Here is a 25,940-nt window from a genome sequence, read left to right on the forward strand (position 1 = left end):
TGTGTTTTATTCTTTATTTAATATAAAAACAGCTGTTATAAAATAATAATGCTAATTAAAAGAATATTTTATGCCTGTCTCTTATACACATCTAGATGTGTATAAGAGACAGAGTTAGAATAGGGGAGATAGAAAAAATGAAAAAGTGTAGAAATATTATTTTATCAATGTTATTTATTATTACTAATATAACATCACTGATTCCTGTTCATGTCTATGCGGACGCAGGCAGAGATATCAGCAGTAACGTCACTTCGTTGACCGTGGACCCAACGAATATTACAGATGGAGGAAACATAAAAGTAAAATTCTCGTTTGACGAAAAAAAACAAGATATCCAGCCAGGTGATTATCTTTGGATCAATTGGCCAAGTGAAGGAAATATTCGCGGTGAAGGATTCCAGAAAGAAATCCCATTAATGATTGAAAATAAAAATGTTGGAACTTTAACGGTCAGAAAAGATTCTGCACAGGTTGTATTTAATGAAAATATTAAAAACATAGACTCAGTAGAAGGGTGGGGGCAATTTGAGATCCAGGCCAGAAACGTAACCGATACTGGTGAAGAAAATACGGGGCCATTCACCGTGATGAGTGGTGACAAAACGGCTACTGTAAATGTGACAAAGCCAGCTTCTGGTTCTTCTTCTAGCGTTTTTTATTATAAAACAGGAGACATGCTTCCTGAAGATACTGAGCACATTCGATGGTTTTTGAATATTAACAATGACGACACTTACGTTGAACAACCAGTTAAAATCAGTGATGAAATCCAAAGTGGACAAAGATTAGATCCAAGTACGTTTGAAATTAATCAAATACACTTAGGTGAACAGAAAGTTTACAGAGGAGAAGAGGGAATCCAACAATTTTTACAAGATTTCCCCGGTGCTACATTTGATTTTTCAGTAAATGATAATTACATTGAAATAACTATACCAAAAAACTTTGTCAATCTTAGGAAAATAATGGTGAGTTATAAGACGATTATAGAAACCCCAGAACAAACAAGTTTTGAGAATCATTCGAAAGCTTGGTTTAAAGAAGTTAATAAACCTGCTGTTGATGGAGAAGGTTTCAATCATACGGTTAAAAATATTTCAGCTTCTGGTGGAGTCAACGGTACAGTTAGAGGCGAATTGAAGATTTTCAAATATATCAATGGCACAGAGATTGGTATCCCAAATGTGACTTTCGAATTAAGACGAGCAGATGAACAGCCTATTCAAGGACAGTCTAGTATCCTGTTGACTTCGAATGAACAGGGAGAAGTTAGTATCAAAGGTCTGCAAGTAGGAGATTATGTTGTAAAAGAAAAAGAAGCACCCAATTGGATTGATTTTGATCCACTAAGTTCAAATGAACTCAAATTCTCCATAAATGAAAATGATACAGAGGGAGTCAGTTTACCTATTTATAACAAGAAAAAGGTTACGAACATCACAGCAACTAAAATTTGGAACGGTGGAACCACTCCCAGACCAAGTATTTATTTTAAATTATTCAGAGAAAGTACAAACAATTGGGAACCAGTTCCTGATGCAGAAACAAAGCGATTAGATAATGGAATAACTTCAGTGACTTGGGAAGATATCCAACAGTATGATGATAGTGGAAACGAATATACGTTTAAAGTGCAAGAAGTAGACCAAAACGGAAATGATTACGTCCCTTCAGGTTATCAAAAAATTGAAAACGGGCTAGTCGTTACAAATGAGAATAGAGAAGTCATTTCGGTCTCAGGACAAAAAACATGGGAAGACAATGAGAATCAAGACGGTAAACGACCGACAACGATCACAGTGAATCTATTAGCCGACGGTCAACCAATCCAACATAAAGAAGTAAGTGAAAAAGATGATTGGCACTATCGTTTCACAAATCTGCCAAAATACAAAGACGGGCAAGAAATCATCTATACTGTAACGGAAGACAATGTACCAGAATACAGTACGACAATTGACGGGTATAACATCAAAAACAGTTATACACCGGGCAAAACAAATATATCTATACTAGGTAGCCATATAACACCGTGGAAAAATTTTCCAGAGAAGACAGAGAGAGAGAAAATTAGAAATCTATTCTCTCAAAAATTGCAAATATTTGCTCATACAGGAGAATCTAGCGAACAAAGAACCAATTATAAAAGAACCAATTATATTAGTAAGAGAGCTGTACCTAAACAGATAACAAATAAATCAAAAAACATTCTTCCTAAAACAAGTAGTAAAAAATCTAGTTTTGCTGTAATCATTGGTTTATTGATAGTAACTATCTGTACAGGGATATTCTTACAAAAATATAAAAAAGTTTAGATAGAATAATTTTTGTTATTCAGAATATAATATTTTTTGTTAAATATGACTGAAAGCAAAAGGATAAAATTCCGCTTTATAATCAAAAAGAGCATGGGACAAAAGTAAAGAACACTTTTGTCTCACGCTCTAAACACGTATAAACGGCGGAAGCAGAAGCCACTCCTTCGGAAATAAGCTGAAATTCACAAAAATTTGAAAAGCAATTTTCGTAAATTTCTTCTTATCTCTTGGAGTTAAACGCTTCTGTCCTAGCCTCTTTTCGTAGAATCAATAAATATGGATTTGGCTAACTATGGAAGAATACTCTAGTTTTCAGCGTTCATACTAGTTGTTACATTGTTTGATTGGCTAAAAGAATTTCTGATATATTTTGTGCTAAATAAAGAAAAAGACGCTTGAATTGGGAATTAAGAAAACTACTCTATCATTACAAATTTTCATAAACTGGCAGATGTTCTAAGTAAACAAGTATCTTTTCAAAGTCGGAAAAATCCATGATCAACGTAGTGGTATTGATATTTGGATGAAAGCCTACGGTATCTTGACGATCAATAGCAGAATCGATCACGACTTGGATTTTTTTCTCTGTGTCGTGCATCAATGCTAATGGAGTCACTGTACCTGCTGGAATTCCTAGAAGGTCAGGAAGCTGTTCTTCAGAAACAAAAGATAAGCGCTTTTCTTTTAATTGTTCAGCTAGTTGTTTTAAATCGGCATGCTTTTCATCAGGCAAGATGACAAGATAGATTTTTTTTCCTTTTCTTGATTTCAATAATAGATTTTTTACTTGCGGACCAGGTAGGGAAAAAGGGATATTTTTGACTGACGTAATCGCAGGATGATCAACTTTTTGAAAAGAGATACCTAGTTTTCTTAGTAGTTCATAAGCTTCTTGTTCGGTTGCACGATTCATCGCGCATCACCCTCCTTTTTTTATTAGTGTATCATAAAAAAGAGTTGACAAGAGTTGACAAATGAAAAATAATCATGTAAATTACACGTAAAGTTAAAACAAATGACATCGAAAAGAAGAGTAGCAGTTAGGTGTTTTTAGAGAGTCTCTGGTTGGTGGAAAGAGACAACAGTTAACCGTGAAACACATCTTGGAGTCGATTTTCTGAAGCGTATAGTAGGAAAATCCGGGGAGCCCGTTACAGCTGCGGTCGTTGCTAGATGACCAGGTAAGGCTGGCTTTTCCGTGAGGAGCCGGTAAAAAAAGGTGGAACCACGTGATTAACGTCCTTTGATCTTCGGATCAAAGGACGTTTTGTTTTCATCTGATTTGCAACGACTGTGTGAGGTTTTTTCTGCAAGGAAAAAATAAACAGAGGTGGAACCACGTATAATACGTCCTCTTGGCATTTGCCAAGAGGATTTTTTTATTTTAAAGGAGGAAAAGAAGATGGAGTATTTAATTGAAGTTATGCCGCAATTATTAGTAGGAGCACTCACAACATTGAAATTATTTTTATTTACCTTGATTGGCTCGTTGCCATTAGGGATTATTTTAGCACTAGGATTGTCCTTGCATTTTAAGCCGCTACGCTACTTTCTTCAAACATATGTATGGATCATGCGGGGAACGCCACTATTGTTACAGCTGATTTTTGTTTTTTATGGTTTGCCGACGATTGGGATCGTTTTTGATCGATTCGAAGCAGCGCTCATTGCTTTTATCTTGAACTATGCCGCTTATTTTGCAGAGATCTTCCGTGGAGGGATACAATCGATTCCTCAAGGTCAATATGAAGCAGCGCAAGTTTTGCAATTAAGTCCCTTCCAAACGGTAACGAAAATCGTCATCCCGCAAGTGACAAAGATTGTTTTACCTTCTGTAGGTAATGAAGTTATCAACTTGGTCAAAGATTCTTCCTTGATCTATATATTAGGTTTGGGTGATGTAATGCGTGCCGGGAAAATCGCGATGGAACGCGACGCGACTTTACTGCCTTTGCTAGGAGTGGCAATCATCTATCTTACATTGACTGGTATTCTAACAATCGTAATGAAACAAGTTGAAGGAAAATTAAATTATTACCGCTAACTGATAGGAGGAAGAAGTATGATTGAATTGAAGAAAGTGAACAAAGCATTTGGTGAAAAAGAAATAATCAAAGATTTGGATCTAATCATTCCAGATGGGAAAACATTAGCTATCGTAGGTCCTTCCGGTGGCGGTAAAACCACACTTTTACGTATCTTGGCTGGCTTAGAAAGCTCTGACAGCGGAGAATTTTATTTAGACGGTGTACCGTTCAATCCATTCGAACTTAAAATGAAAGAACAAGTTGTAGGAGTCGTATTCCAAGACTTCCAGCTATTTCCACATCTGAATATTTTTGAAAACATTACCTTAGCACCGAAAATGGTATTGAAACAGACAAAAGAAGAATACACCAAAAAAGCAGAAGAATTAGCGGCTTCATTAGGGATTAGCGATTTATTGAATAACTATCCTTATCAGCTTTCTGGCGGACAAAAACAACGGGTAGCGATTGCTAGAGCATTGGCCATGAATCCACGGGTATTGGCTTATGATGAACCAACGAGTGCTTTAGACCCTGAGTTGCGTCAGCAAGTCGAGCGTTTGATCCTATCATTGAAAGAAGACGGGGTAACCCAAATCATTGTCACCCATGATCTCGTATTTGCAGAAAATGTCGGTGATCAACTATTAAAAGTTTCCCCAATTCATTAAGAAAGGAAGAAGATAGAGATGAAAAAAATCAGTTTTCTATTCGCTTTGCTCGTAGGTCTTCTTCTTTTTGCAGGCTGTTCGAATAAAAAGGCTTCAGCAGATAATTGGGCGGCTATCAACGAAGAGAAAAAAATCGTTATAGGTTTGGACGATACATTTGTTCCTATGGGATTTAGAGATAAAGATGGGAAGCTTACAGGATTCGATATTGATTTAGCCAAAGCAGTCTTTGAACAATATGGGATTACGGTAGACTTTCAGCCTATTGACTGGTCGATGAAGGAATTTGAACTGAACAATGGAACAATCGACTTGATCTGGAATGGCTATTCCAAGACACCGGCAAGAGAAAAGAAAGTGCAGTTTACAAAACCTTATATGGAAAATGATCAAGTGCTGATCACACCTAAAGAATCAGGAATCACAAGCTTTGAGCAAATGAAAAATAAGAGATTAGGTGCGCAAAATGGGTCATCTGGTTATGATGTATTTACGAAACAACCAGAAGTGTTAAAAGAGAGAGTCAAAAACCAAGATGCTGTTTTGTACGATAGTTTTAATGAAGCACTGATTGATCTGAAAAGCGGACGGATTGATGGTTTGCTGATGGATAAAGTATATGCGGACTATTATTTGAAACAAAGAAACGAACTAGAAGACTTCAACATGACAAAAGGCTCTTACGAAAGTGAGGATTTTGCGGTTGGTGTGCGTAAGTCAGATGATACGTTAGTGAAGAAAATAAATGAAGCATTTGATCGATTAGAAAAAACAGGGGAATTCCAAAAAATCTCCAATAAATGGTTTGGTGAAGATGTCACGCCGAGAAATTAACAAATAGGGGACTGTGACAAAAGACGTGTCCCAGTCCCTTTTTCCGAATAAACAGTGTTCTCCTGCCAACTCTTCGGTCACAAGTCACGATATTCAACAAACATGAGAAACTGTTTTTTGAAATTGCTCCTTGTGACTCGGAGCTGAACGGCAGGCTCACAACCTCTTAGTAAACGGTGTTCAATCAGCTGACCCTCGGCATTAGCTCAACAAACGGCAAAATATGAGGAACTATTTTTCCGTTTGTTTCTCTAATACTCAGATCAGAACGCTGATTTCACAACCTCTTCCTTAAACGGTGTTCAAAAGCCAGTTTCTCGGTATTAAGTCCAATTTATGCAAAAATGTAGAAAGCCATTTCCACAAAATTTTTCTTAATACTCGAAACTAAGCGACTTTTTCACAACCTCTTTCTTAAACGGTGTTCAATCAGCTGACCCTCGGTATTAGCTCAACAAACGGCAAAATATGAGGAACTATTTTTCCGTTTGTTTCTCTAATACTCAGGACAAAGCGCTGATTTCACAACCTCTTATACACGGTGTTCCAGAAGTACCTTCTTCGAAAAATAAGCCGAAATTTCACAAAAATTTGAGAAGCAATTTTCGTAAATTCCTTCTTATTTCTTGAAGCTGACCACTTCTTTCACAACTTCCTTTACATAATTTTATTTTGTTGTGGAAGGGGTTTCGTGTTATTCTAAAAGAGGAACGATTGAAGGTTATAGGAAAGGAAGAGATGAATGGAACACAAAGAACTTACCTCATTTCCAAAAGATTTTCTGTGGGGCTCTGCATCTGCAGCGTATCAAGTAGAAGGAGCTTGGCAAGAAGATGGGAAAGGCGAATCAGTCTGGGATCGATTTGTTCGGATTCCAGGAAAGACATTTAAAGGAACAAACGGTGATCTGGCAGTAGACCACTATCATCGTTATAAAGAAGATATTGCTTTAATGAAAGAACAAGGTCTGAAAGCTTACCGCTTCTCTGTAGCTTGGACACGGATTTTTCCTAATGGAAGAGGAGAAGTCAATCAAGCAGGGCTCGCTTTTTATGAGAGATTGATCGACGAATTGATCGAAAACGGTATCGAGCCTATGTTGACTTTGTATCATTGGGATCTTCCACAAGCATTGCAAGATGAATATAATGGTTGGGAATCACGTCAAATCATTGAAGATTTCACTAATTATGCAGAAACATTATTTGAGGCATTCCGCGGGAAAGTACATTACTGGATTAGTTTGAATGAACAAAATATCTTTACTTCATTAGGCTATTTATTAGCAGCACATCCGCCAGGCGTGACGGATCCAAAACGAATGTATGAAGTCAACCATATCGCAAATCTAGCAAATGCATCTGTCATCAACAAATTCCATGAGTTAGAAATGCCTGGAAAAATCGGACCAAGCTTTGCGTATACGCCAAATTATCCAATCGACAGTAATCCTGAAAATGTTCTGGCAGCCGAAAATGCAGAAGATCTGATGGCCAATTATTGGATGGATGTCTACATGTGGGGTAAATATCCTATTGCTGCTATGAGATTCTTAGAAGAAAAAGGATGGGCGCCAACGATTGTAGCTGGCGATGCAGAATTGCTAGAATCAGCCAAGCCAGATTTCCTTGGGATCAATTACTATCAAACAGCGACGAATGCATTCAATCCATTAGATGGAGTTGGAGCAGGAAAAATGAATACGACTGGGAAAAAAGGTTCATCAGAAGAAACAGGGGTTCCTGGAATGTATAAAAAAGTTGAGAATCCATTTGTCGAACGAACAAATTGGGACTGGGAGATCGACCCAGAAGGCTTAAGGATCGGATTGCGTCGTATCACAAGCCGTTACCGCATGCCGGTACTGATCACGGAAAATGGCTTAGGAGAATATGACAAGTTGACAGAAGACAAACAAATCCATGACGACTATCGAATCCATTACTTACAAAGCCATGTCAAAGCAATCAAAGAAGCAATTTCGGATGGCGCAGAAGTATTAGGCTATTGTACATGGTCTTATACAGATTTGCTGAGTTGGCTGAACGGTTATCAAAAGCGATATGGATTTGTATATGTCGATCAAGATGAAACACAAGAAGGATCTTTGGAACGATATAAGAAAGACAGTTATTACTGGTACCAAAAACTGATTGAAGAAAATGGAGAGAACCTTTAGTTCTCATGCTTAAAACAAGAAGGTACGGCTGGATATGGCCGTGCCTTTTTTTGATAAAATCATTTAGAAATTAAGAAAAACTGTAAAATAAGCTGAAAAATGAAAGAAAGCGTCAGTTCTTTCAAACAAAACTTTAGTTCCCTTGCTTTTTTTTGTATAATGAAACTTGATGAAATGAGGGATAATAAATGGCACAAAAGAAACGGCCTACTAAGAAAAGGAAAAAGACGAAAAAAACGAAAAAGCAAAAACAGCAGCAAGAACAAATGCTGACGATTGGTGTTGGATTTTCCTTGATTCTATTTGCTGTATTCGGCTTTTTAAAATTAGGTTTTTTAGGAATATTGATTGCAAACGGCTTTCGGATCATTGCAGGAAATACTTACCAAATCCTCTGTCTTTTATTAGCCGTATTAGGATTTTGGATTGTCATTAAGAATACAGAGTTTTCAATTGGCAAAAACCGACGCTGGTTTGGCGGTATACTCTTTTATTTCGGTATCTTATTATTGCTACATGCCCATTTATTCGGCAAACTCCATACTGGGGAACCAAATATCATGGGGACGACATGGGACTTATTGGCTAGCGATATAAAACAAAGTCAAGTAGATAATAACGTTGGCGGAGGGATGATCGGAGCAATTCTTTATCATTTCACTTATTTCTTGATTGCACAGCCTGGAAGTTATTTAGTAGCCATTCTATTACTGGCGGGTGGAGCATTCTTGTTCAGTAATTTGGAAGGCTATCAGCTGCTGAATGGTATCCAATCAATTGGAGAACGGGTACAGGAATTATTGGAAGGTGATCCTGCCAAGCAAGCTCAAAAGCAAGCGGCAAAGGAAGAAAGAATGAAACAGCGTGCAGAAGCGAAAGAAGCGAGACGCTTAGCGGCACAAGAAGCAGCAGAAAAAGAAGCAGTAGAATATGAGAAGAAAAAAGCTGTGAACCAGCAAAGGAAAAATACTCCTGATGAATGGCAGGAACAAGAAAATGCCGAACCTGAGCAGTTAAGTTTTGTTCCAATTGACAGTTTTCAAGAAAATATCCATCCTGCGAATCTAGAAAAACCAGTCCCAGATACACCAAAACAGACCAATACAGCAGAAGGTTATGCTAATGAGTTGCCAGAGGATGACGGTACCTCATTAGAATTTGAGATCGAAGCAGAACAGGAAAATCAAGATTATGAATTGCCGACAGTTGACTTGCTTGATTCTATACCAACTGTGGATCAAAGTGATGAGTATAAAAAAATTGAAAAAAATATCGGTGTATTGGAACAAACTTTCCAAAGTTTCGGTGTGGATGCTAAGGTCGTCAAAGCTAGTTTAGGCCCATCCGTCACAAAATTCGAAGTCCAACCAGCTGTAGGGGTAAAAGTAAGTAAAATCGTGAACTTAACAGATGATATCGCACTTGCTTTAGCAGCGAAAGATGTTCGGATGGAAGCGCCGATCCCAGGTAAATCACTGATTGGTATTGAAGTACCAAATGGAAAGATCAGTATGGTTTCCTTTAGAGAAATCATCGAAGCTCAGCCAAACCATCCAGATAAATTACTGGAAGTACCCTTAGGACGTGATGTTTCTGGACGAGTACAAACGGCTGATCTTTCGAAAATGCCTCACTTACTTGTAGCTGGTTCGACTGGTAGTGGGAAGTCAGTAGCAATCAATGGGATCATTACAAGTATATTGATGCGTGCTAAGCCCCATGAAGTAAAACTGATGATGATCGATCCGAAAATGGTTGAATTAAATATGTACAACGGGATACCTCATCTGTTGACGCCGGTCGTAACGAACCCTAGAAAAGCGGCACAAGCCTTACAAAAAGTAGTACAAGAAATGGAAGAACGATATGAAAAATTTGCGGCAACTGGTGTAAGAAATATTTCTGGTTACAATGAATTTGTTCAGCAGAAAAACTTAGAAAACGGAACGAAACATCCAACCTTACCATTCATCGTAGTAATCGTAGATGAATTAGCTGACTTGATGATGGTAGCTAGCAACGAAGTCGAAGATGCGATTATTCGTTTAGCGCAAATGGCTCGGGCAGCGGGCATCCACATGATCCTAGCTACTCAACGTCCAAGTGTGGATGTTATCACAGGGATCATCAAAGCAAATGTACCTTCTAGAATGGCATTTGCTGTATCAAGTGGTACAGATTCTCGGACGATCATCGACTCTAATGGAGCAGAAAAGCTCTTAGGGCGAGGAGATATGCTGTTCTTGCCAATGGGTGAGAATAAACCTATCCGTGTGCAAGGAGCGTTCATCTCTGACCATGAAGTGGAGCGGATCGTTCAATTTGTTACAGATCAGCAAGAAGCTCATTATGAAGAGAAAATGATGCCGACAGATGAAGTTGAAACGGCAGGTGCCCCAGAACAGCCACAAGATGAGCTGTTTGAGGAAGCAAAAGCACTTGTTGTTGAAATGCAAACAGCAAGTATCTCCCTTCTCCAAAGAAGATTTCGAATCGGTTACAACCGAGCCGCTCGACTCGTAGATGAACTGGAAGCTCATGGAGTTGTTGGCCCATCAGAAGGAAGTAAGCCTCGGAAAGTATTCATTGATCAAGAGGAAACATCAGAACCACTGCCGGAAGATAATGATATGTAAAACTTGTTCAATGAACGGTTGAAAAACGAATAACTATATAAAAAAGACAAGACATGATGATACCAAGAGAAAAAATGGCTTTTTTCCCATCTTTTCTAATACGGTACGATGTTTTGTCTTTTTTGATTTTTATGAGATGAAAGTTCTATTCGATTTATTTGTGAAGTATTGCATTAACTAAACGAATCATGTATAGTATGTAGCGAAACTTTGAGAAAAAGAGGGAAAATACTTTGGAAAAACAATCCATCTATGGCTTGACGAATGAAGAATTAATCAATTGGTTTATAGAAAACGGTGAGAAAAAATTCCGAGCTGCCCAAGTTTGGGAATGGTTGTATCAAAAACGTGTAAGTAACTTCACAGAAATGACGAATCTATCAAAACAATTGATAGAAAAATTATCGGCACATTTTATCATCAATCCTCTGAAACAAATGGTCGTCCAAGAAGCTTCGGACGGTACAGTAAAATATTTGTTTGAACTTCCTGATAAAAATATGATCGAGACCGTACTAATGAGACAAGAATACGGCTTGTCCGTTTGCGTGACCACACAAGTAGGATGTAATATCGGCTGTACATTTTGTGCAAGCGGGTTGCTTAAAAAGAACCGTGATTTGACCGCTGGAGAAATCGTCGCGCAGATCATGATGGTTCAACATTATTTTGATGAGCGCAATCTTGGCGAACGTGTTTCCCATGTCGTCGTAATGGGAATCGGTGAGCCATTTGATAATTACGACAATGTAATGGACTTTTTGCATATTATTAATGATGCCAAAGGATTGGCGATTGGTGCGCGACATATTACAGTTTCTACTAGTGGCTTAGCACACAAAATCAAGGAATTCGCTAATAACGGCTTGCAAGTAAATCTGGCTATTTCCTTGCACGCGCCGAATAATGAGGTGCGAACATCGATTATGCGGATCAATCGAAGTTTCCCAATTGAGAAATTGATGGAAGCTGTGGATGAGTATTTAGAGAAAACAAACCGTCGAATCACGTTTGAATATATCATGTTGAATCAAGTAAATGATAGACCAGAGCATGCGCAACAATTAGCAGATCTATTAAAAGATAAGAAAAAGTTAGCATATGTCAACTTGATTCCATATAATCCAGTCAGTGAACATGATCAATATTCTCGCAGTCCAAAAGCTGATGTATTGAGATTTTATGATGTATTGAAGAAAAACGGCGTAAACTGTGTGATACGTAAAGAACATGGTACAGATATTGATGCAGCTTGCGGACAATTGCGAAGCAAGCAAATGAAAAAAACAGCTGCCAAATAATCGTAGCCTGCTTTGTTTTTTCAATTACCATAAAAGGAGCAGTTTTATTAATTAAGGAACTGTCCAACTTAAATAAGTGAAAAGATTCTATAGCGAAAGTTATAAAGCGTTTTTTGACAAGAAAAGCCCTCATCAAGCAAAGAAATGTCGTCAATTTGATGACAGCCTGCTTGATGGGGGTTTTAGCAATTATTTAACTGATTTTCTTATATCCTTGCTGGCTTTCTTGTGTAGCATGATAAGTTTCTACGTCAAGAATGGCCTGTTTAAATTTTTCTCGGGAGATTTCATAAGGCACGTGTTTGATATCATTTGTGGTCATGGCTTTATCTAAGATTGCTTCTAAATCGGTCGTGATATTGAGATTCATGTCGGTTAACGATACTGGAAGTTGTTTTTTTCATAAACACATAGATTTTATCAAACAAATCGAACTGCTGATCCATCATCAATAAGGTCAGTACACCATAACTGACAGATGCTCCGTGAAGGTATCCCTCCATTTTTTTTAGAGGTCGTACTGCAATAGAATATGTGTACCTTATCAGAAATAGTATTTCTGGAGTTTTTTTTGCTTTATAAGCAGGGCAGCCGATTAGTTTGCTAGAGAAATAATTGACTGCTAAAGAATTTGAGCGAGAACATTTCGTTTTTTCAAAAGGACTGTTAGAATAAGCAAGAACAAGGGGGAAGACGTATGATAATCAGTGAATTTGACCGTAATAATCCAGTATTGAAAGACCAGCTTTCTGATTTACTGAGACTGACTTGGCCGGAAGAATATGGAGACAGCTCGGCAGAAGAAGTAGAAGAAATGATGAATCCAGAACGAATCGCGGTAGCAGCGGTAGACCAAGATGAGTTAGTAGGATTTATTGGTGCAATCCCTCAATACGGTATCACAGGTTGGGAATTGCATCCATTAGTTGTAGAAAGCTCTCGACGAAAGAACCAAATAGGTACTCGATTAGTCAATTACTTAGAAAAAGAAGTAGCTTCCAGAGGAGGAATAACGATTTATTTAGGTACGGATGATTTAGACCATGGAACAACGTTAAGTCAAACGGACCTGTATGAGCATACGTTTGATAAAGTGGCTTCCATCCAGAACCTTCGTGAACATCCGTATGAGTTCTATGAAAAATTAGGTTATAAAATCGTAGGTGTCTTACCAAATGCAAATGGTTGGGACAAACCGGATATTTGGATGGCAAAAACGATTATTCCTCGACCAGATTCTCAATAATAAAAAGAGGTTGTGAAATCAGCGTCCTGACCTGAGTATTAGAGAAACAAACGGAAAAATAGTTCCTCATATTTTGCCATTTGTTGAGCTAATACCGAGGGTCAGCTGATTGAACACCGTTTACCCAGAGGTCGGGAACTTGCCGTTTCACTCTGAGTCACAAGGAGTAATTTCAAAAAACAGCTTCTCATGTTTGATGACTATTGTGACTTGTGACCGAGGAGTTGGCAGGAGAACACCGTTTATTCGGATAAGGAACTGTGAAAAGACTTTTGTCACAGTTCCTTTTTTTTATTCTTTTTTATCTTTGTATGGCAATAATAGACAATATAACAAAAATTATTTAATGGTTACTGGAAGGCAATAGAAAACCTTGTACAAAGCTATTTTTTTCTGAAAAATTCCTTGAAACCTCACGAAAAAATCATTATTTTATGTAAAAGACAAAAAAAAAGTGTTGATTTTTTAATAATTATTCATTAAACTCTTAAACAACTTCAGAAAATATTAATTATTCTGAAAATTCCAATAAAGGGGTACGTAAAATGAAAAAGAAATTTACATTTGGTTTGGTTGCGGTATGCGGCCTTGTACTTGCTGGATGTTATGGCGGCAGTTCAGCCACAAGCAGTAGTTCAGCAAAAAGCGGTTCTGCAGATGGAGGAGGCGTATTTAACTTAGTCGTGCCTCAAGAAATGCCTACAGCTGACTTATCAGTTGCAACAGATACAATCAGTTTTACAGCATTGAATAACGTTTATGAAGGAATTTACCGTCTTGATGAAGACAGCAAACCACAGCCGGCAGGAGCTAGCGAGTTGGCAGAAGTCAGTGAAGACGGATTAACTTACAAAATCAAATTACGAGAAGATGCAAAATGGTCAAACGGTGATCCTGTTACAGCAGCGGATTATGTTTATGGCTGGCAACGAACAGTAGACCCAGCTACAGCTTCTGAATATGCTTACCTGTATGCGCCAGTTGAAAACGCAGAAGACATCACAGCTGGAAAGAAAGATAAATCAGAACTAGGGATCAAAGCAGTTGGCGACTATGAATTAGAAATCAAATTGACGAAACAAACACCATATTTCCAATACCTGCTTGCTTTCCCATCATTTTTCCCACAAAAACAATCCGTAGTGGAAGAAAATGGGGATGCCTATGCATCTGCAAGTGATAAAGCTGTTTATAATGGACCATTCACATTAGAAGATTTCGATGGACCAGGAACAGATACAGAATGGACTTATAAGAAAAATGACCATTACTGGGACAAAGACACAGTAAAACTTTCTGAAATCAAAGTCAGTGTAGTAAAAGAATCTTCTACTGCGTTGAACTTATTCAAAGATGGCCAAGCAGATGATGTGATCTTGTCTGGTGAATTAGCACAGCAAAACGCAAACGATCCAGCTTATACTTCTGTTAAAGAAGCACGGACAAGCTATATCGAATTCAACCAACGTGAAAAGAATTCACCATTCAACAATGTGAACCTAAGAAAAGCTATTTCTTATTCAATCGATCGTGAAGCTTTAGTAAAACAAGTACTAGGTGACGGATCAGTTGTCTCTACAGGATTGATCCCATCAGATATGGTAAAAAGTCCAACAACGAACGAAGACTTTGCAAAAGAAGCTGGAAAATTAGTTTCTTATGACAAAGATAAGGCAAAAGAATATTGGGAAAAAGCGAAAAAAGAATTGGGCGTTGATTCTTTAGAATTTGATTTGATGGCTTCTGATGATGATTCATCGAAAAAAGTAATCGAATATGTTCAAAACTCAATCCAAGAAAACTTGGATGGCGTAACAGTCAAACCAACACCTGTTCCATTCTCTGTGCGTCTTGACCGCTCAACTTCGGGTGACTTTGACGCAGTACTAGGCGGATGGGCTGCTGACTATGCAGACCCAAGCAGCTTTACTGATTTGTTTGTCACAGGTAATTCATACAACCGTGGTCGTTGGAGCAATGCAGAATATGACGAAGCAGTTAAAGCAGCTTCATCAACAGATGCTGGCGATGAACAAGCCCGTTGGGATGATTTCCAAAAAGCAATCAAGATCATCTCTGATGATATGGGTGTCGTTCCGGTGTACCAAAAAGCAGAAGGTCACCTAGTGAATGAAAAAATCAAAGGTATCGTTCACCATGCTGCAGGCGCTTCATGGGATTACAAATGGACATACGTTGAAGAATAATCGTTAATACCGTGAGCATGAGAAAAAACGAGGCTGCGGCAAATGTCGCAACCTCGTTCTCATATTCACTTATCCTAACAAAGAAAAAAGCATGAAAATAGCAGAAAGAGCAATTAGTATTCCGGCAATGATCAGCCAAAAGCTGTACATACCGTAGCTGGCAGTCGAGAGCGAGGAAAATTCTGGTTTTTTCTTTCGGTTCCTTGTTCGTGCAAGATGGACCGATCGCTGAAAATGATCGAAGAAACCCGAAGAAAAGACCCATAAAAAACCGCCGATAATCAGAAACGGCAATGACCATAAGAATAGATCATTAGATAATTGAATGAGTGTAAAGGAATGGTTGATGACGTTTTTTATTAAAATAACCAGAATCAGTAGAAAAGCTACTGCGTAGGGGATAGATTTTTTTTTCATTTGATTGCTCCTTTATTTTTGCTTCATTATCTAATAATGTAGCGAAACATCTGTCAGAAGTCAAAAGCTAGGGGGAAACATTAGTGAATAGTTATATCAAATATGTATTAAAACGTGTCTTTTTCATGATCATCACGCTTTGGTTAATTGCAACAATCACCTTTTTCTTGATGCAATTGCTGCCGGGCACGCCATATACGAATCAGGAACGTTTGAGTCCTGAAACAATCGAGATGCTAAATAAACAAGTCGGTTTGGATAAACCAGTTATCGTACAATATGGGATTTATCTTTCTAATTTGCTTCAAGGAGATTTTGGAATTTCCTTCCAATTTAAAAACCAGCCAGTCGCACATTTGTTAGCTGGAAGAATCGGACCGTCTTTGCAATTAGGGTTACAGGCAATTATCTTTGGAACAGTCCTAGGAACGATTTTAGGAACGATTTCTGCCATGAAGCAAAATACATGGGCAGATACATCTTCTACACTTGTAGCAATATTAGGTCGTTCCATTCCAAACTTTGTATTTGCTGTTTTACTACAATATATCTTTGCAATCAAATTACAAGTTTTACCAATCGCAAAATGGGATGGATTTGTGTACACGATCTTGCCGACAATTGCATTGGCCATGTCGCCGCTTGCTGATTCTGCTCGATTTATCCGGACGGAAATGGTGGAAGTACTGCATAGTGATTACGTGGAATTAGCAAAAGCAAAAGGATTGAGCCGTTGGGAAATCGCCTTTAAACATGGTCTTCGAAATAGTTTGATCCCATTGATGACTTTATTAGGACCCTTGGCTGTCGCATTGATGACCGGATCACTGGTGGTAGAAAATATCTTTGCTATTCCTGGTATCGGTGAACAATTCGTTAAGTCGATCACAACAAATGATTATCCTACGATCATGGCTGTAACGATTCTTTACTCATTTATGTTGATTTTTGTTATTTTGATCGTTGATCTGCTGTACGGTCTAGTTGATCCAAGAATTCGTGTTTCAGAAGGGAGCCGAGGATAAATGGAAATGACACCCAAGCGTTATGAAACAGTCGCAGATATTCCTGCGGATGAGTTTCTTCCATTACAAAAAAATACCGAAGAAGAACGTGAGCAGATTACTGCACCTTCTTTGAATTTTATCCAAGATTCATGGCGCCGTTTAAAGAAAAACAAAGCTGCCGTTATTTCAATGTTTTTACTGTTGGTCATCATTTTGATCTCTGTGGTCACGATCTTTGTTTCGCCACATGATCCAACTGCCCAAAACGTGGCTTATATCAATTTGCCTCCTCGTATTCCGGGAATCAATATCGATGGATTGAATGGAAAAGCAATGGTCGGCGGAGAACTGGTTGATAAATATGCTCAAGCAAACGTTCCTTCAAACGTAAGTTTCTTTTTAGGAACAGACGGTTTGGGCCGTGATGTATTAAGCCGTTTATTTATGGGAACGAGAATCTCGTTGCTGATCGCATTTATTGCTGCATTACTAGATGTAACGATTGGGGTAGCTTACGGGTTAATATCTGGTTTGTTAGGCGGACGTGTCGATAATGCGATGCAACGTTTTTTGGAAATCTTGTCAGGAATTCCAAACCTCGTTGTCATGATTTTGATGTTGGTCGTCTTCGAACCAGGAATTTTTTCCATCGTGGCTGCTATGGCCATCACAAACTGGATACCAATGGCACGTATCGTTCGTGCACAAACAATGAAATTAAAAGATCAAGAATATGTTCTAGCTGGATTGACATTAGGTGAGTCAAGAATGAAAATTGCATTCAAACATATTTTGCCGAATATCTCCAGTGTCATTATTATTCAAATGATGTTTAGCATCCCATCTGCTATTTTCTTCGAAGCCTTTTTAAGTTTTATCGGTTTAGGTCTTACGCCTCCGTCAGCTTCATTAGGAACGATGTTGAGCGAAGGGTACAAGACATTCCTGTATCTGCCTTATCTATTATGGATTCCGGCAGTAACTTTATCGGTTATCATGATTGGCTTTAACTTACTTGCTGATGGATTGCGTGATGCCTTTGATCCTAAAATGAAAGAGTGAGGACGATGACGAAAATTTTAGAAGTGAAAGACTTAGAAATCTCTTTTGATACGTATGCTGGAAAGGTACGAGCGATTCGCGGTGTCAATTTTCATTTGAATAAAGGAGAAACATTGGCGATCGTTGGGGAATCTGGAAGCGGAAAATCAGTGACAACCAGAAGCATCATGCGCTTGCTGTCGAGCAATGCCAATATAGATGCTGGGCAAATCCTTTTTAAAGGTAAAGACATCGTTGAAAAGACAGAAAGAGAGATGCAAAAAATCCGCGGAAAAGAAATAGCAATGATTTTCCAAGATCCAATGACCTCTTTAGATCCAACGATGCCTATTGGGAAACAAGTTGCTGAGTCACTTAGAAAGCATAATAAAGTTTCGAAAAAAGAGGGACAAAAAGCTGCGTTAGAACTGCTTAAATTAGTTGGTATACCTGAAGCTGAGAAACGTATCAATAGTTATCCCCATCAGTTTTCAGGAGGTCAACGCCAACGGATCGTGATTGCGATCGCACTGGTATGTTATCCGGAAATTCTGATTGCTGATGAACCTACAACAGCACTTGATGTGACTATCCAAGCACAAATATTGGAACTACTGAAAGAAATTCAGACAAAAATCGATACATCAATCATCTTTATCACTCATGACCTTGGTGTAGTAGCGAACGTTGCTGACCGTGTAGCTGTTATGTATGGGGGAAGAATCGTTGAAGTTGGAACATCCGAAGAAATTTTCTACAACCCGCAACATCCCTATACTTGGGGACTGCTTGGGTCAATGCCGACATTAGACAGTGCGAACGACCGATTGTATGCCATTCCTGGTTCTCCACCGGATTTACTGAATCCACCAAAAGGAGACGCATTCTACCCAAGAAATGAATTCGCGATGAAAATCGATGCAGAACAAGAACCGCCATTTTTTGAACTATCAAAAACACACAAGGCAGCAACTTGGCTACTTGCTCCACAAGCGCCTAAAGTGACGCCGCCAGGAGAAATCCAACGTCGCTGGGCTATTTTTAAAGAGAAACAAAAACATACTTATGGTCAAGGAGGAATTGCTGATGCCAAATAAACTACTTGAAGTTAAAGGACTGAAACAGTATTTCAATGTAGGAAAAAAGAATGAAGTACATGCTGTAAATGACATCAGCTTTCACATCTATGAAGGAGAAACATTTGGTTTAGTAGGCGAATCTGGAAGCGGAAAATCCACTACTGGCCGAACGATCATTCGTTTGAATGAACCTACTGACGGTGAGATATTATTCGACGGTCAAGATGTAACGAAGATCAAAGACAAAAAAGGATTGACGAAATTCCGACATGATGTTCAGATGATCTTTCAAGATCCATACGCTTCGTTGAATCCTCGGATGAAAGTCAGAGATATCATTGCGGAAGGAATTGATGTCAATGGGTTAGCTAAATCACCAGAGGAACGTGCCAAAAAAGTCGATGATCTATTAAGAACCGTTGGATTGAATCCGAGCCACGGCACTCGTTATCCCCATGAATTTTCAGGCGGACAGCGCCAGCGTATTGGTATTGCACGAGCATTAGCAGTAAAACCGCGATTTATCATTTGCGATGAACCGATTTCTGCATTAGATGTTTCCATCCAAGCCCAAGTTGTCAATTTATTGCAAGATCTCCAACGAGAACATCAATTGACCTATCTATTTATTGCGCATGATTTATCAATGGTTAAACATATCAGCGACCGAATCGGTGTAATGCATAACGGTTTGTTATTAGAAATGGGAAAAAGTGATGAAATCTATAATCACGGTGTCCATCCTTATACAGAAAGTTTGTTATCTGCTATTCCTCTGCCAGATCCAGATCATGAGAGAAAGCGCAGAAGAATCAAATATCAACCCGAACCAGATGACGGACAAGTACGTCAGCTTCGTGAAATCGCACCAGAACATTTTGTCTATGCAACTGAGCAGGAAGTCCCATATTACGCAAAAAAATTAAAACGACAAAAGGAATCTCTTCTGGTTGCTAACTAGGAGGGACATAGATGCTAAAAGCTTTTAAATTCCGTATGTATCCGACAGAAGAACAAAAACAGCAATTGATCCGTACTTTTGGCTGTGTTCGATTTACCTATAACCATTTGCTGAAAGAACGGCAGAAAAGTTGGCAACAAACAGGAGTGGTCGATTTTTCGCTCACGCCTGCTACGTTAAAAAAAGAATACCCATTCTTAAAAGAGGTAGACAGTCTTGCTTTAGCAAATGCACAGCTTAATTTGGACCGAGCTTTTCGCAATTATTTCAAGGGACGTGCCAGCTTCCCAAAGCTTAAAACGAAAAAAAGTATGTGGCAATCTTATACGACGAATAATCAAACTCATACGGTCTATCTGAAAAACGGCCACTTAAAATTACCAAAACAAAAAGAACTAATCAAGATAAACCAGCACCGTCCAGTCGAAGGCACGATTCGTTCCGCTACGATTTCTGCTCGATATAATGAAGAGTTCTATGTCGCACTACTTTGTGATGTTTCATCAATAAAAAAAGAATCGTCAGCTAAATGGATTGGGATTGCCTATCATCCAAAAACATTGATCGAAACATCGCATCCCATAGAAGTAACTTTACCAAAATTTGACCAGACAGAAGAAAAACTTCAGCATGCACAGCGGAAATTAAGCGTAAAAGTCCGCTCCGCTCACCATAGAAAGACCAGGTTAGATCAGGCAAGCAATTATCAGAAACAAAAGAGAAAAGTAATGGATCTTTATCTGAAACAAAAGAACCAGCGAGAAGATTATCTTGAACAATTATCTGGGAAATTGGTCAAACAATATGACTACTTATTTGTAGAATCTTTTCCAAAAGAAGATGCACATGCTGATTTTTCTATTCATGACTGGCATAAATTAATAACAAAATTGCGTTATAAGTCCCAATGGTATAATAAAAAATTTCTTTTGATCAATACCGACGGAGCAGAAGAAAGCAATTTTGTAAGAAAGAGCCAAGTGTTAGAACAACTAGGCAGGCATTCGGTCATTAAGGAATAAAAAATGAATGAAACTGACAGGAGCGTTAGGGTTCGCCTTGTTAATAAAAAGTCTGATTGACTTTTGTTTCTAGGAATTTTCTTTTGAAGAAAAGCTCACTAATTATGACAAACCAATAAAACAATAGCAGAAAAAATTCGTACGAGTTTTTTCTGCTATTGTTATTTTTTTATTCGAAGAATTTTACTGATATGCCAAAGTATGGAGCGAAAAACGCAAAACACAAAGAGCGGCTTTCCATTTATCTTGAGTGTTCAGAACGGAGCCCTTTCTTCACAATCCTTACTCATGATGTCCCGGCTTGAGCTGATAGATTTTTGAAGGGCGACCGATTCCTACAGGACGTTCGCCAATCTCGTCGAAATATTGGAGCATAGCTTTCTTAAAATTGGAATGATCGATCGTTTTATAATCGATTCCTAAGAACTTTGCAAATACTTTTCGAGCTTCTGTAATCGTGAAATCTTTACCTAAAACTTGCAAAACTTGCGGTTCGTGTTCCATTTTATTGACTACACGGTTGAATGCTTTCAAAATGATTTGACTATGGTCAAAAGCTAAAGTATCTTTGCCAGAAGACTCTCCAGTGACTAAGTCAAGTGAGATAGCCACTTCTCCGCTCGATAAATTGATCTTGTTGCCGTGACGTTCCAATGTGAACCAGCGTACTTCCTTAGCATCATCTCCGGCGATCAGCGGTTCTTCTCCAATGAAAGCTAAGTAGCTGACTGTGACGACCCAACCGCGCGGATCTCGATTAGGCGTGCTGAATGTATGCAGTTGTTCAATGTTTTCTTTAGAGATAACTACACCAGTTTCTTCCTTTGTTTCTCTTAAGACACTTTCTCCAGTTGACTCATCCTTTTGAACAAAACCACCAGGTAATGCCCATGAATTTCGATAAGGATGCCCTTTTCTTTGGATCAGCAATACTTTCAGCTGATCTTCTTCTTTGTTATAGCACATCAGTACGATATCGACAGTCAAAGAGGGCTTGTCATATTCTGGACGTTCCTGTTTTTGATACCAGTTAAGAAAATCTTCTTCACTTGCTTCATGTTCATAATATAATTTTTCTTCTTCTTTAGAAGCAAATCGGTTCATCAGACCACCTCCGTTGACATTAAAAGTACTTTTTACCTTATTGTAGCAGACTCTGAAAAAAAACCAAGGATTTACTTGAAAAATCCTTGGTTCTTCCTTAAATATGAAAAATAAATGGAAGTACTAGATTGAATAAAAAGAAAAGCAGATAAAACGGCAATACTTTATACCGCTCTTCACGAACGGCAAAGAAGCCGCAAATAACGATATATGCGTCAATGACAAAACGTAAAAGCCATGCGACTGTCATGAAACTGTTCAAATGCCCATGAAGGTTAAAATAACCATACATACGAATATAAAAATAGCTGAATATCAAATGTGCTAATGAAAGAAAAGCAATACTAAGTGTAAAAAAAAGATGTTTCTTCTGCATGATCGTTCCAGTCCCTTACTAAAATAGATAGTCTTTATTATACCACGAGTCAGGAAAGAAATAAAAAGCCGTTTCCGACTAAACATGAAATAAGATGAAAAATAGCATTTATTCCCTCTGTCCTTCCTTTTGAAGGAGGGAGTCATCGTAGAGAACAAGTCATTTATCCAGACTTTTTCATTTTGAAAAAAAGCTAACAGCATGCTTTTTTTATGGTATACTAGCAAGGAAACGAATTCGCATCATGCGATAAAGGAGGAAGAGCCCCGTGGCAGAAAAGGAAACTTTTTATATCACTACGCCAATCTATTATCCAAGCGGCAAACTTCATATCGGCAACTCATATACTACGATTGCATGTGACGCAATTGCTCGTTATAAACGGTTGATGGGCTTTGATGTGTTTTATCTCACTGGAGTGGATGAACATGGTCAAAAAATCGAAACAAAAGCAGAAGAATTAGGTGTAAAACCGCAAGAATACGTAGATAAAATGGCGGCTGATGTCAAAAAATTATGGAAAACGCTTGATATCAGTTATGACAAATTCATTCGTACGACAGATGATTACCATAAAGCAGCTGTTCAAAAAATATTTGATCGTTTATTAGAACAGGGAGATATTTACTTAGGTGAATATGAAGGCTGGTACTCTGTTTCTGACGAAGAATTCTTTACAGAAACACAACTTGCAGAAGTGTACAAAGATGATGAAGGTAATGTGATCGGCGGTAAAGCGCCAAGCGGACACGAAGTAGAATTGGTAAAAGAAGAATCTTACTTCTTCCGCATGAGCAAATACGCAGATCGTCTGTTGGAATACTATGAAGAACATCCCGAATTCATCCAACCAGAATCTCGTAAAAATGAAATGATCAACAACTTTATCAAACCAGGATTAGAAGATCTTGCAGTTTCACGAACAACCTTTACTTGGGGGGTACCAGTCAAGAGTGATCCGAAACATGTGGTGTACGTATGGATCGATGCATTGTCCAATTACATCACTGCACTAGGCTACGGGTCCGAGGATGAAAGTCTATTCGAAAAATACTGGCCTGCAGATGTTCAGATGGTCGGTAAAGAAATCGTTCGCTTCCATACGATTTATTGGCCAATCATGCTGATGGCTCTTGATTTGCCTCTACCTAAAAAAGTATTTGGTCATGGCTGGTTATTGATGAAAGATGGAAAAATGTCTAAATCAAAAGGAAATGTCGTTTATCCTGAAATGCTTGTGGAACGTTATGGTTTAGATGCACTCCGTTATTATTTGCTTCGTGCTGTGCCATTTGGGTCAGATGGCGTCTTTACACCAGAAGATTTTGTTTCTCGTGTCAATTATGATCTGGCAAATGATCTAGGGAACTTATTGAATCGTACGATTGCTATGATCAACAAATATTGTGATGGTCTCGTTCCTGATTATGCCTCACTTGTCACTCCATTTGACAGTGAACTGTCTACGACGGCTGCTAACGTTGTCGGACGTTACCATGATGCAATGGAAAAAATGGAATTCAATACAGCGTTAGCTGAAATCTGGGTGCTGATTTCTCGTGCAAACAAATACATTGACGAAACAGAACCATGGGTATTAGCAAAAGACGAAGAAAAGAAAGCTGAATTGAATAGTGTCATGATCCATTTAGCTGAATCCTTGCGTATCGCCGCGATTTTACTTCAACCAATCATGACAGAAACGCCAGAGAAGATCTTCAATCAACTAGGATTGGACTCTGAAACGATGAATCTTGAAGGATTGCATTTTGGCGAATTCCCTTCAGGAACAAAAGTAGTTGCAAAAGGTACACCAATCTTCCCACGTTTGGATATGGAAGAAGAAGTTGCTTTTATCCAAGAAAAAATGTCTGAAGGTACTCAAACAAACGAAGATACAGTCAAATGGGATCCAGAAGAAACAGAACTTGTTTCAACGAAAGAAAAACAAATCAAATTTGATGTATTTGAAAAAGTAGAACTAAAAGTAGCAGAAGTCATCAACTGCCAAAAAGTAGAAGGGGCAGATAAGTTGTTGCAATTCCGACTAGATGCTGGAGACAGCCAAGATCGTCAAATTTTGTCAGGAATCGCTGAATTCTATCCTGATCCAAGCGAACTGATTGGGAAAAAAGTAGTGATCGTCGCAAATCTGAAACCACGAAAGATGCGTGGACAGATCAGTCAAGGAATGATCCTTTCCGCAGAAGCACCAGATGGCTCTTTACAAGTGATTGAAGCACCAAAATCCATGCCGAATGGCTCAGAGATCGCATAAAATCATAAGAAAAACTCGCAAGACAATGCTGCTTGCGAGTTTTTTTTATTCCTGTCAATTGCCCCAATGGTGATTATGGAAGCCAATCATATAATAAAGACACATATAACCATATAAACTGTATCCTATAAAAAGAAGGACGAGCTTTACCCACCGATGGAATCTGCAGCTTCCTAAAAACAAAAGAAAAAGTGGCTGCGAATAGTTGAATAAAATATTTGTGATCCTTTCATCTGTCTGCCAATTAAGAAAAAGGCTAATAGGAATCGTAAAGACAGAAAGAAGCAACATAATGATAAGTGGACGGGCGGTTTTTAATTGATTCATCTGGATACTCCTTTTTATTTTATTGTCTCTTACATCCAAGGATTTTGAAAGCAATAATTTGTTTACATCTACTAATAGTATTCAAAATAAAGAAAACAATCATCGAGGTCAAAATCGATGATTGTTTTCTTTATTTTGTAAAAATCCTATTATTTGATTTTATGATAACCTTTTATTTTTGTCTTCAAACGGCTTGGCAAGAGAGCAGTAAGCAGTGCAAATGGAATCGAAAAGACGTACCAGAAAATCGTTCTTCCAATACCATAACGCTGATACAGTTTCGTCAACATCACATGAAGCAAGATCAATCCTAAAAGCAAGGCACCAGCTGAAAACCAATGATTATTCCAATGCATGATTTCACGAAGTGCCATCACTCCGAAGGGATAAAAATAAAAATAGATTCCTACTAAGGTCATCCGCCAATTCTTTGTAAATGTTCCAATGTTCAACAAAAAGAAAATCGCTGAAAGCAAAATACCGATAGGTGGGAATAGCCCCACTAGAAAGGAATACAACATCCCCCACAAAATCATCACGGGACCTTTGATCAATGCAACAATTGCGATGAACACCGTCAGCAATATCAATTTTTGTGATAATGTCGCAATGGTCAATAATCCAAATAAAATCAACGTGAACCAATGCCAACGGGACTGCTGCTGTTCTTTACGAGAAAAATCGATTCGGTTGGATAAATAATCTGCTAATTTCGGATAAGAACGCTTAAAATCCATAAACTGTTCCTCCTTCGTGGAAAAGGTAGGTTTAGTATACGCAAAATAAAGAGGAAATACATCCGTCTTAAGAGGGAGTTTTTCATTGAAAGTGGAGAAAAAAGAATGGTAAATTAAAATATTCTCAGTTATACTGAAAATTATACCAAATTTCAAAGAAGAAAGAGGA

At 38.3% G+C, this 25,940-nt stretch carries 21 protein-coding genes, 2 pseudogenes and 1 other annotated feature; of the genes and pseudogenes, 16 read left to right on the plus strand and 7 right to left on the minus strand.

Features of this window, described 5'->3' with window-relative positions:
* The first annotated feature begins 137 nt into the window (after positions 1-137).
* Positions 138-2,318, plus strand: a complete 2,181-nt coding sequence (acm, locus tag A5849_RS11500) for a collagen-binding MSCRAMM adhesin Acm (protein WP_162897339.1) — start codon at positions 138-140, stop codon at positions 2,316-2,318.
* 430 nt (positions 2,319-2,748) lie between these two features.
* On the opposite strand, the gene A5849_RS11505 is transcribed toward acm, so the two are convergent.
* Positions 2,749-3,234: a prolyl-tRNA synthetase associated domain-containing protein gene (locus tag A5849_RS11505; RefSeq protein ID WP_002310123.1), complete on the minus strand. Its 486-nt coding sequence runs from the start codon at positions 3,232-3,234 to the stop codon at positions 2,749-2,751.
* A 99-nt stretch (positions 3,235-3,333) separates the two neighbouring features.
* Positions 3,334-3,679, plus strand: a binding site (T-box leader).
* Positions 3,680-3,723: 44 nt separating this feature from the next.
* On the opposite strand from A5849_RS11505, the gene A5849_RS11510 reads away from it, so the two are divergent.
* From A5849_RS11510 to A5849_RS15350, 7 genes and pseudogenes are all read left to right on the plus strand, one after another.
* Positions 3,724-4,365: an amino acid ABC transporter permease gene (locus A5849_RS11510; protein WP_002293344.1), complete on the plus strand. Its 642-nt coding sequence runs from the start codon at positions 3,724-3,726 to the stop codon at positions 4,363-4,365.
* Positions 4,366-4,383: 18 nt separating this feature from the next.
* Positions 4,384-5,019 carry an amino acid ABC transporter ATP-binding protein gene (locus A5849_RS11515; RefSeq protein WP_002314089.1) on the plus strand — a complete coding sequence of 212 codons (636 nt, stop codon included), beginning with the start codon at positions 4,384-4,386 and terminating at the stop codon, positions 5,017-5,019.
* An 18-nt stretch (positions 5,020-5,037) separates the two neighbouring features.
* Positions 5,038-5,853 (plus strand): amino acid ABC transporter substrate-binding protein, encoded by an 816-nt coding sequence (locus A5849_RS11520; protein WP_002310125.1) that lies wholly within the window; start codon positions 5,038-5,040, stop codon positions 5,851-5,853.
* Positions 5,854-6,595: 742 nt separating this feature from the next.
* Complete coding sequence (locus A5849_RS11525; RefSeq protein WP_002310127.1) at positions 6,596-8,032, plus strand: glycoside hydrolase family 1 protein; 1,437 nt, start codon at positions 6,596-6,598, stop codon at positions 8,030-8,032.
* A 188-nt stretch (positions 8,033-8,220) separates the two neighbouring features.
* Entirely contained in the window at positions 8,221-10,668 is a 2,448-nt protein-coding gene (locus tag A5849_RS11530; protein WP_086310117.1) for a DNA translocase FtsK, read from the plus strand.
* A 233-nt stretch (positions 10,669-10,901) separates the two neighbouring features.
* On the plus strand, positions 10,902-11,969 hold the full coding sequence (gene rlmN, locus A5849_RS11535; protein ID WP_002293564.1) for a 23S rRNA (adenine(2503)-C(2))-methyltransferase RlmN: 1,068 nt from the start codon (positions 10,902-10,904) through the stop codon (positions 11,967-11,969).
* Positions 11,959-12,166: pseudogene (locus A5849_RS15350) on the plus strand (hypothetical protein). The gene rlmN and the pseudogene A5849_RS15350 overlap by 11 nt, the downstream one beginning before the upstream one ends.
* Here the strand turns inward: A5849_RS15350 and A5849_RS11545 are convergent.
* Positions 12,163-12,509: pseudogene (locus A5849_RS11545) on the minus strand (glycerol dehydrogenase); the annotation flags it as partial. The pseudogenes A5849_RS15350 and A5849_RS11545 overlap by 4 nt on opposite strands.
* A 157-nt stretch (positions 12,510-12,666) precedes the next feature.
* Here A5849_RS11545 and aac(6') point away from each other — a divergent pair.
* Positions 12,667-13,215 carry an aminoglycoside N-acetyltransferase AAC(6')-Ii gene (aac(6'), locus tag A5849_RS11550; RefSeq protein ID WP_002293989.1) on the plus strand — a complete coding sequence of 183 codons (549 nt, stop codon included), beginning with the start codon at positions 12,667-12,669 and terminating at the stop codon, positions 13,213-13,215.
* 545 nt (positions 13,216-13,760) lie between these two features.
* The gene (locus A5849_RS11560) at positions 13,761-15,422 is read left to right on the plus strand and encodes a peptide ABC transporter substrate-binding protein (RefSeq protein WP_002289796.1); all 1,662 of its coding nucleotides are present in this window, start codon (positions 13,761-13,763) and stop codon (positions 15,420-15,422) included.
* A 69-nt stretch (positions 15,423-15,491) separates the two neighbouring features.
* Here the strand turns inward: A5849_RS11560 and A5849_RS11565 are convergent, their stop codons facing one another.
* Entirely contained in the window at positions 15,492-15,839 is a 348-nt protein-coding gene (locus A5849_RS11565) for a DUF3899 domain-containing protein (protein WP_002316786.1), read from the minus strand.
* An 83-nt stretch (positions 15,840-15,922) separates the two neighbouring features.
* On the opposite strand from A5849_RS11565, the gene opp3b reads away from it, so the two are divergent.
* The 5 genes from opp3b to A5849_RS11590 are packed head-to-tail and all read left to right on the plus strand — an operon-like array spanning position 15,923 to position 20,949.
* On the plus strand, positions 15,923-16,864 hold the full coding sequence (gene opp3b, locus A5849_RS11570; protein ID WP_002293573.1) for an oligopeptide ABC transporter permease: 942 nt from the start codon (positions 15,923-15,925) through the stop codon (positions 16,862-16,864).
* Complete coding sequence (locus A5849_RS11575) at positions 16,865-17,908, plus strand: ABC transporter permease (protein ID WP_002293574.1); 1,044 nt, start codon at positions 16,865-16,867, stop codon at positions 17,906-17,908. It abuts the gene before it with no gap.
* A 5-nt stretch (positions 17,909-17,913) separates the two neighbouring features.
* Entirely contained in the window at positions 17,914-18,984 is a 1,071-nt protein-coding gene (locus tag A5849_RS11580) for an ABC transporter ATP-binding protein (RefSeq protein ID WP_002310131.1), read from the plus strand.
* Positions 18,974-19,927, plus strand: coding sequence for an ABC transporter ATP-binding protein (locus A5849_RS11585; RefSeq protein ID WP_002310132.1), 954 nt, complete (start codon positions 18,974-18,976; stop codon positions 19,925-19,927). Before A5849_RS11580 ends, A5849_RS11585 begins: the two co-directional genes overlap by 11 nt.
* An 11-nt stretch (positions 19,928-19,938) precedes the next feature.
* Complete coding sequence (locus A5849_RS11590; RefSeq protein WP_002320387.1) at positions 19,939-20,949, plus strand: RNA-guided endonuclease TnpB family protein; 1,011 nt, start codon at positions 19,939-19,941, stop codon at positions 20,947-20,949.
* A 282-nt stretch (positions 20,950-21,231) separates the two neighbouring features.
* On the opposite strand, the gene A5849_RS11595 is transcribed toward A5849_RS11590, so the two are convergent.
* Positions 21,232-22,053: an NUDIX hydrolase gene (locus A5849_RS11595; RefSeq protein ID WP_002293580.1), complete on the minus strand. Its 822-nt coding sequence runs from the start codon at positions 22,051-22,053 to the stop codon at positions 21,232-21,234.
* Between the two features lie 97 nt (positions 22,054-22,150).
* Positions 22,151-22,429 (minus strand): hypothetical protein, encoded by a 279-nt coding sequence (locus A5849_RS11600; protein ID WP_002293582.1) that lies wholly within the window; start codon positions 22,427-22,429, stop codon positions 22,151-22,153.
* A 268-nt stretch (positions 22,430-22,697) separates the two neighbouring features.
* Between A5849_RS11600 and metG the strand changes: the two genes are divergently transcribed.
* A complete protein-coding gene (gene metG / locus A5849_RS11610; RefSeq protein WP_002289325.1) occupies positions 22,698-24,707 on the plus strand; it encodes a methionine--tRNA ligase in 2,010 nt (669 codons plus the stop codon).
* Positions 24,708-24,761: 54 nt separating this feature from the next.
* Here the strand turns inward: metG and A5849_RS11615 are convergent, their stop codons facing one another.
* Positions 24,762-25,034 (minus strand): hypothetical protein, encoded by a 273-nt coding sequence (locus A5849_RS11615; protein ID WP_061086260.1) that lies wholly within the window; start codon positions 25,032-25,034, stop codon positions 24,762-24,764.
* Between the two features lie 149 nt (positions 25,035-25,183).
* Positions 25,184-25,771, minus strand: coding sequence for a hypothetical protein (locus A5849_RS11620; protein WP_002310140.1), 588 nt, complete (start codon positions 25,769-25,771; stop codon positions 25,184-25,186).
* Between the last annotated feature and the right edge of the window lie 169 nt (positions 25,772-25,940).

The sequence above is a fragment of the Enterococcus sp. 10F3_DIV0382 genome, from assembly GCF_002140245.1.
GTDB classification, from domain to species: domain Bacteria; phylum Bacillota; class Bacilli; order Lactobacillales; family Enterococcaceae; genus Enterococcus_B; species Enterococcus_B lactis.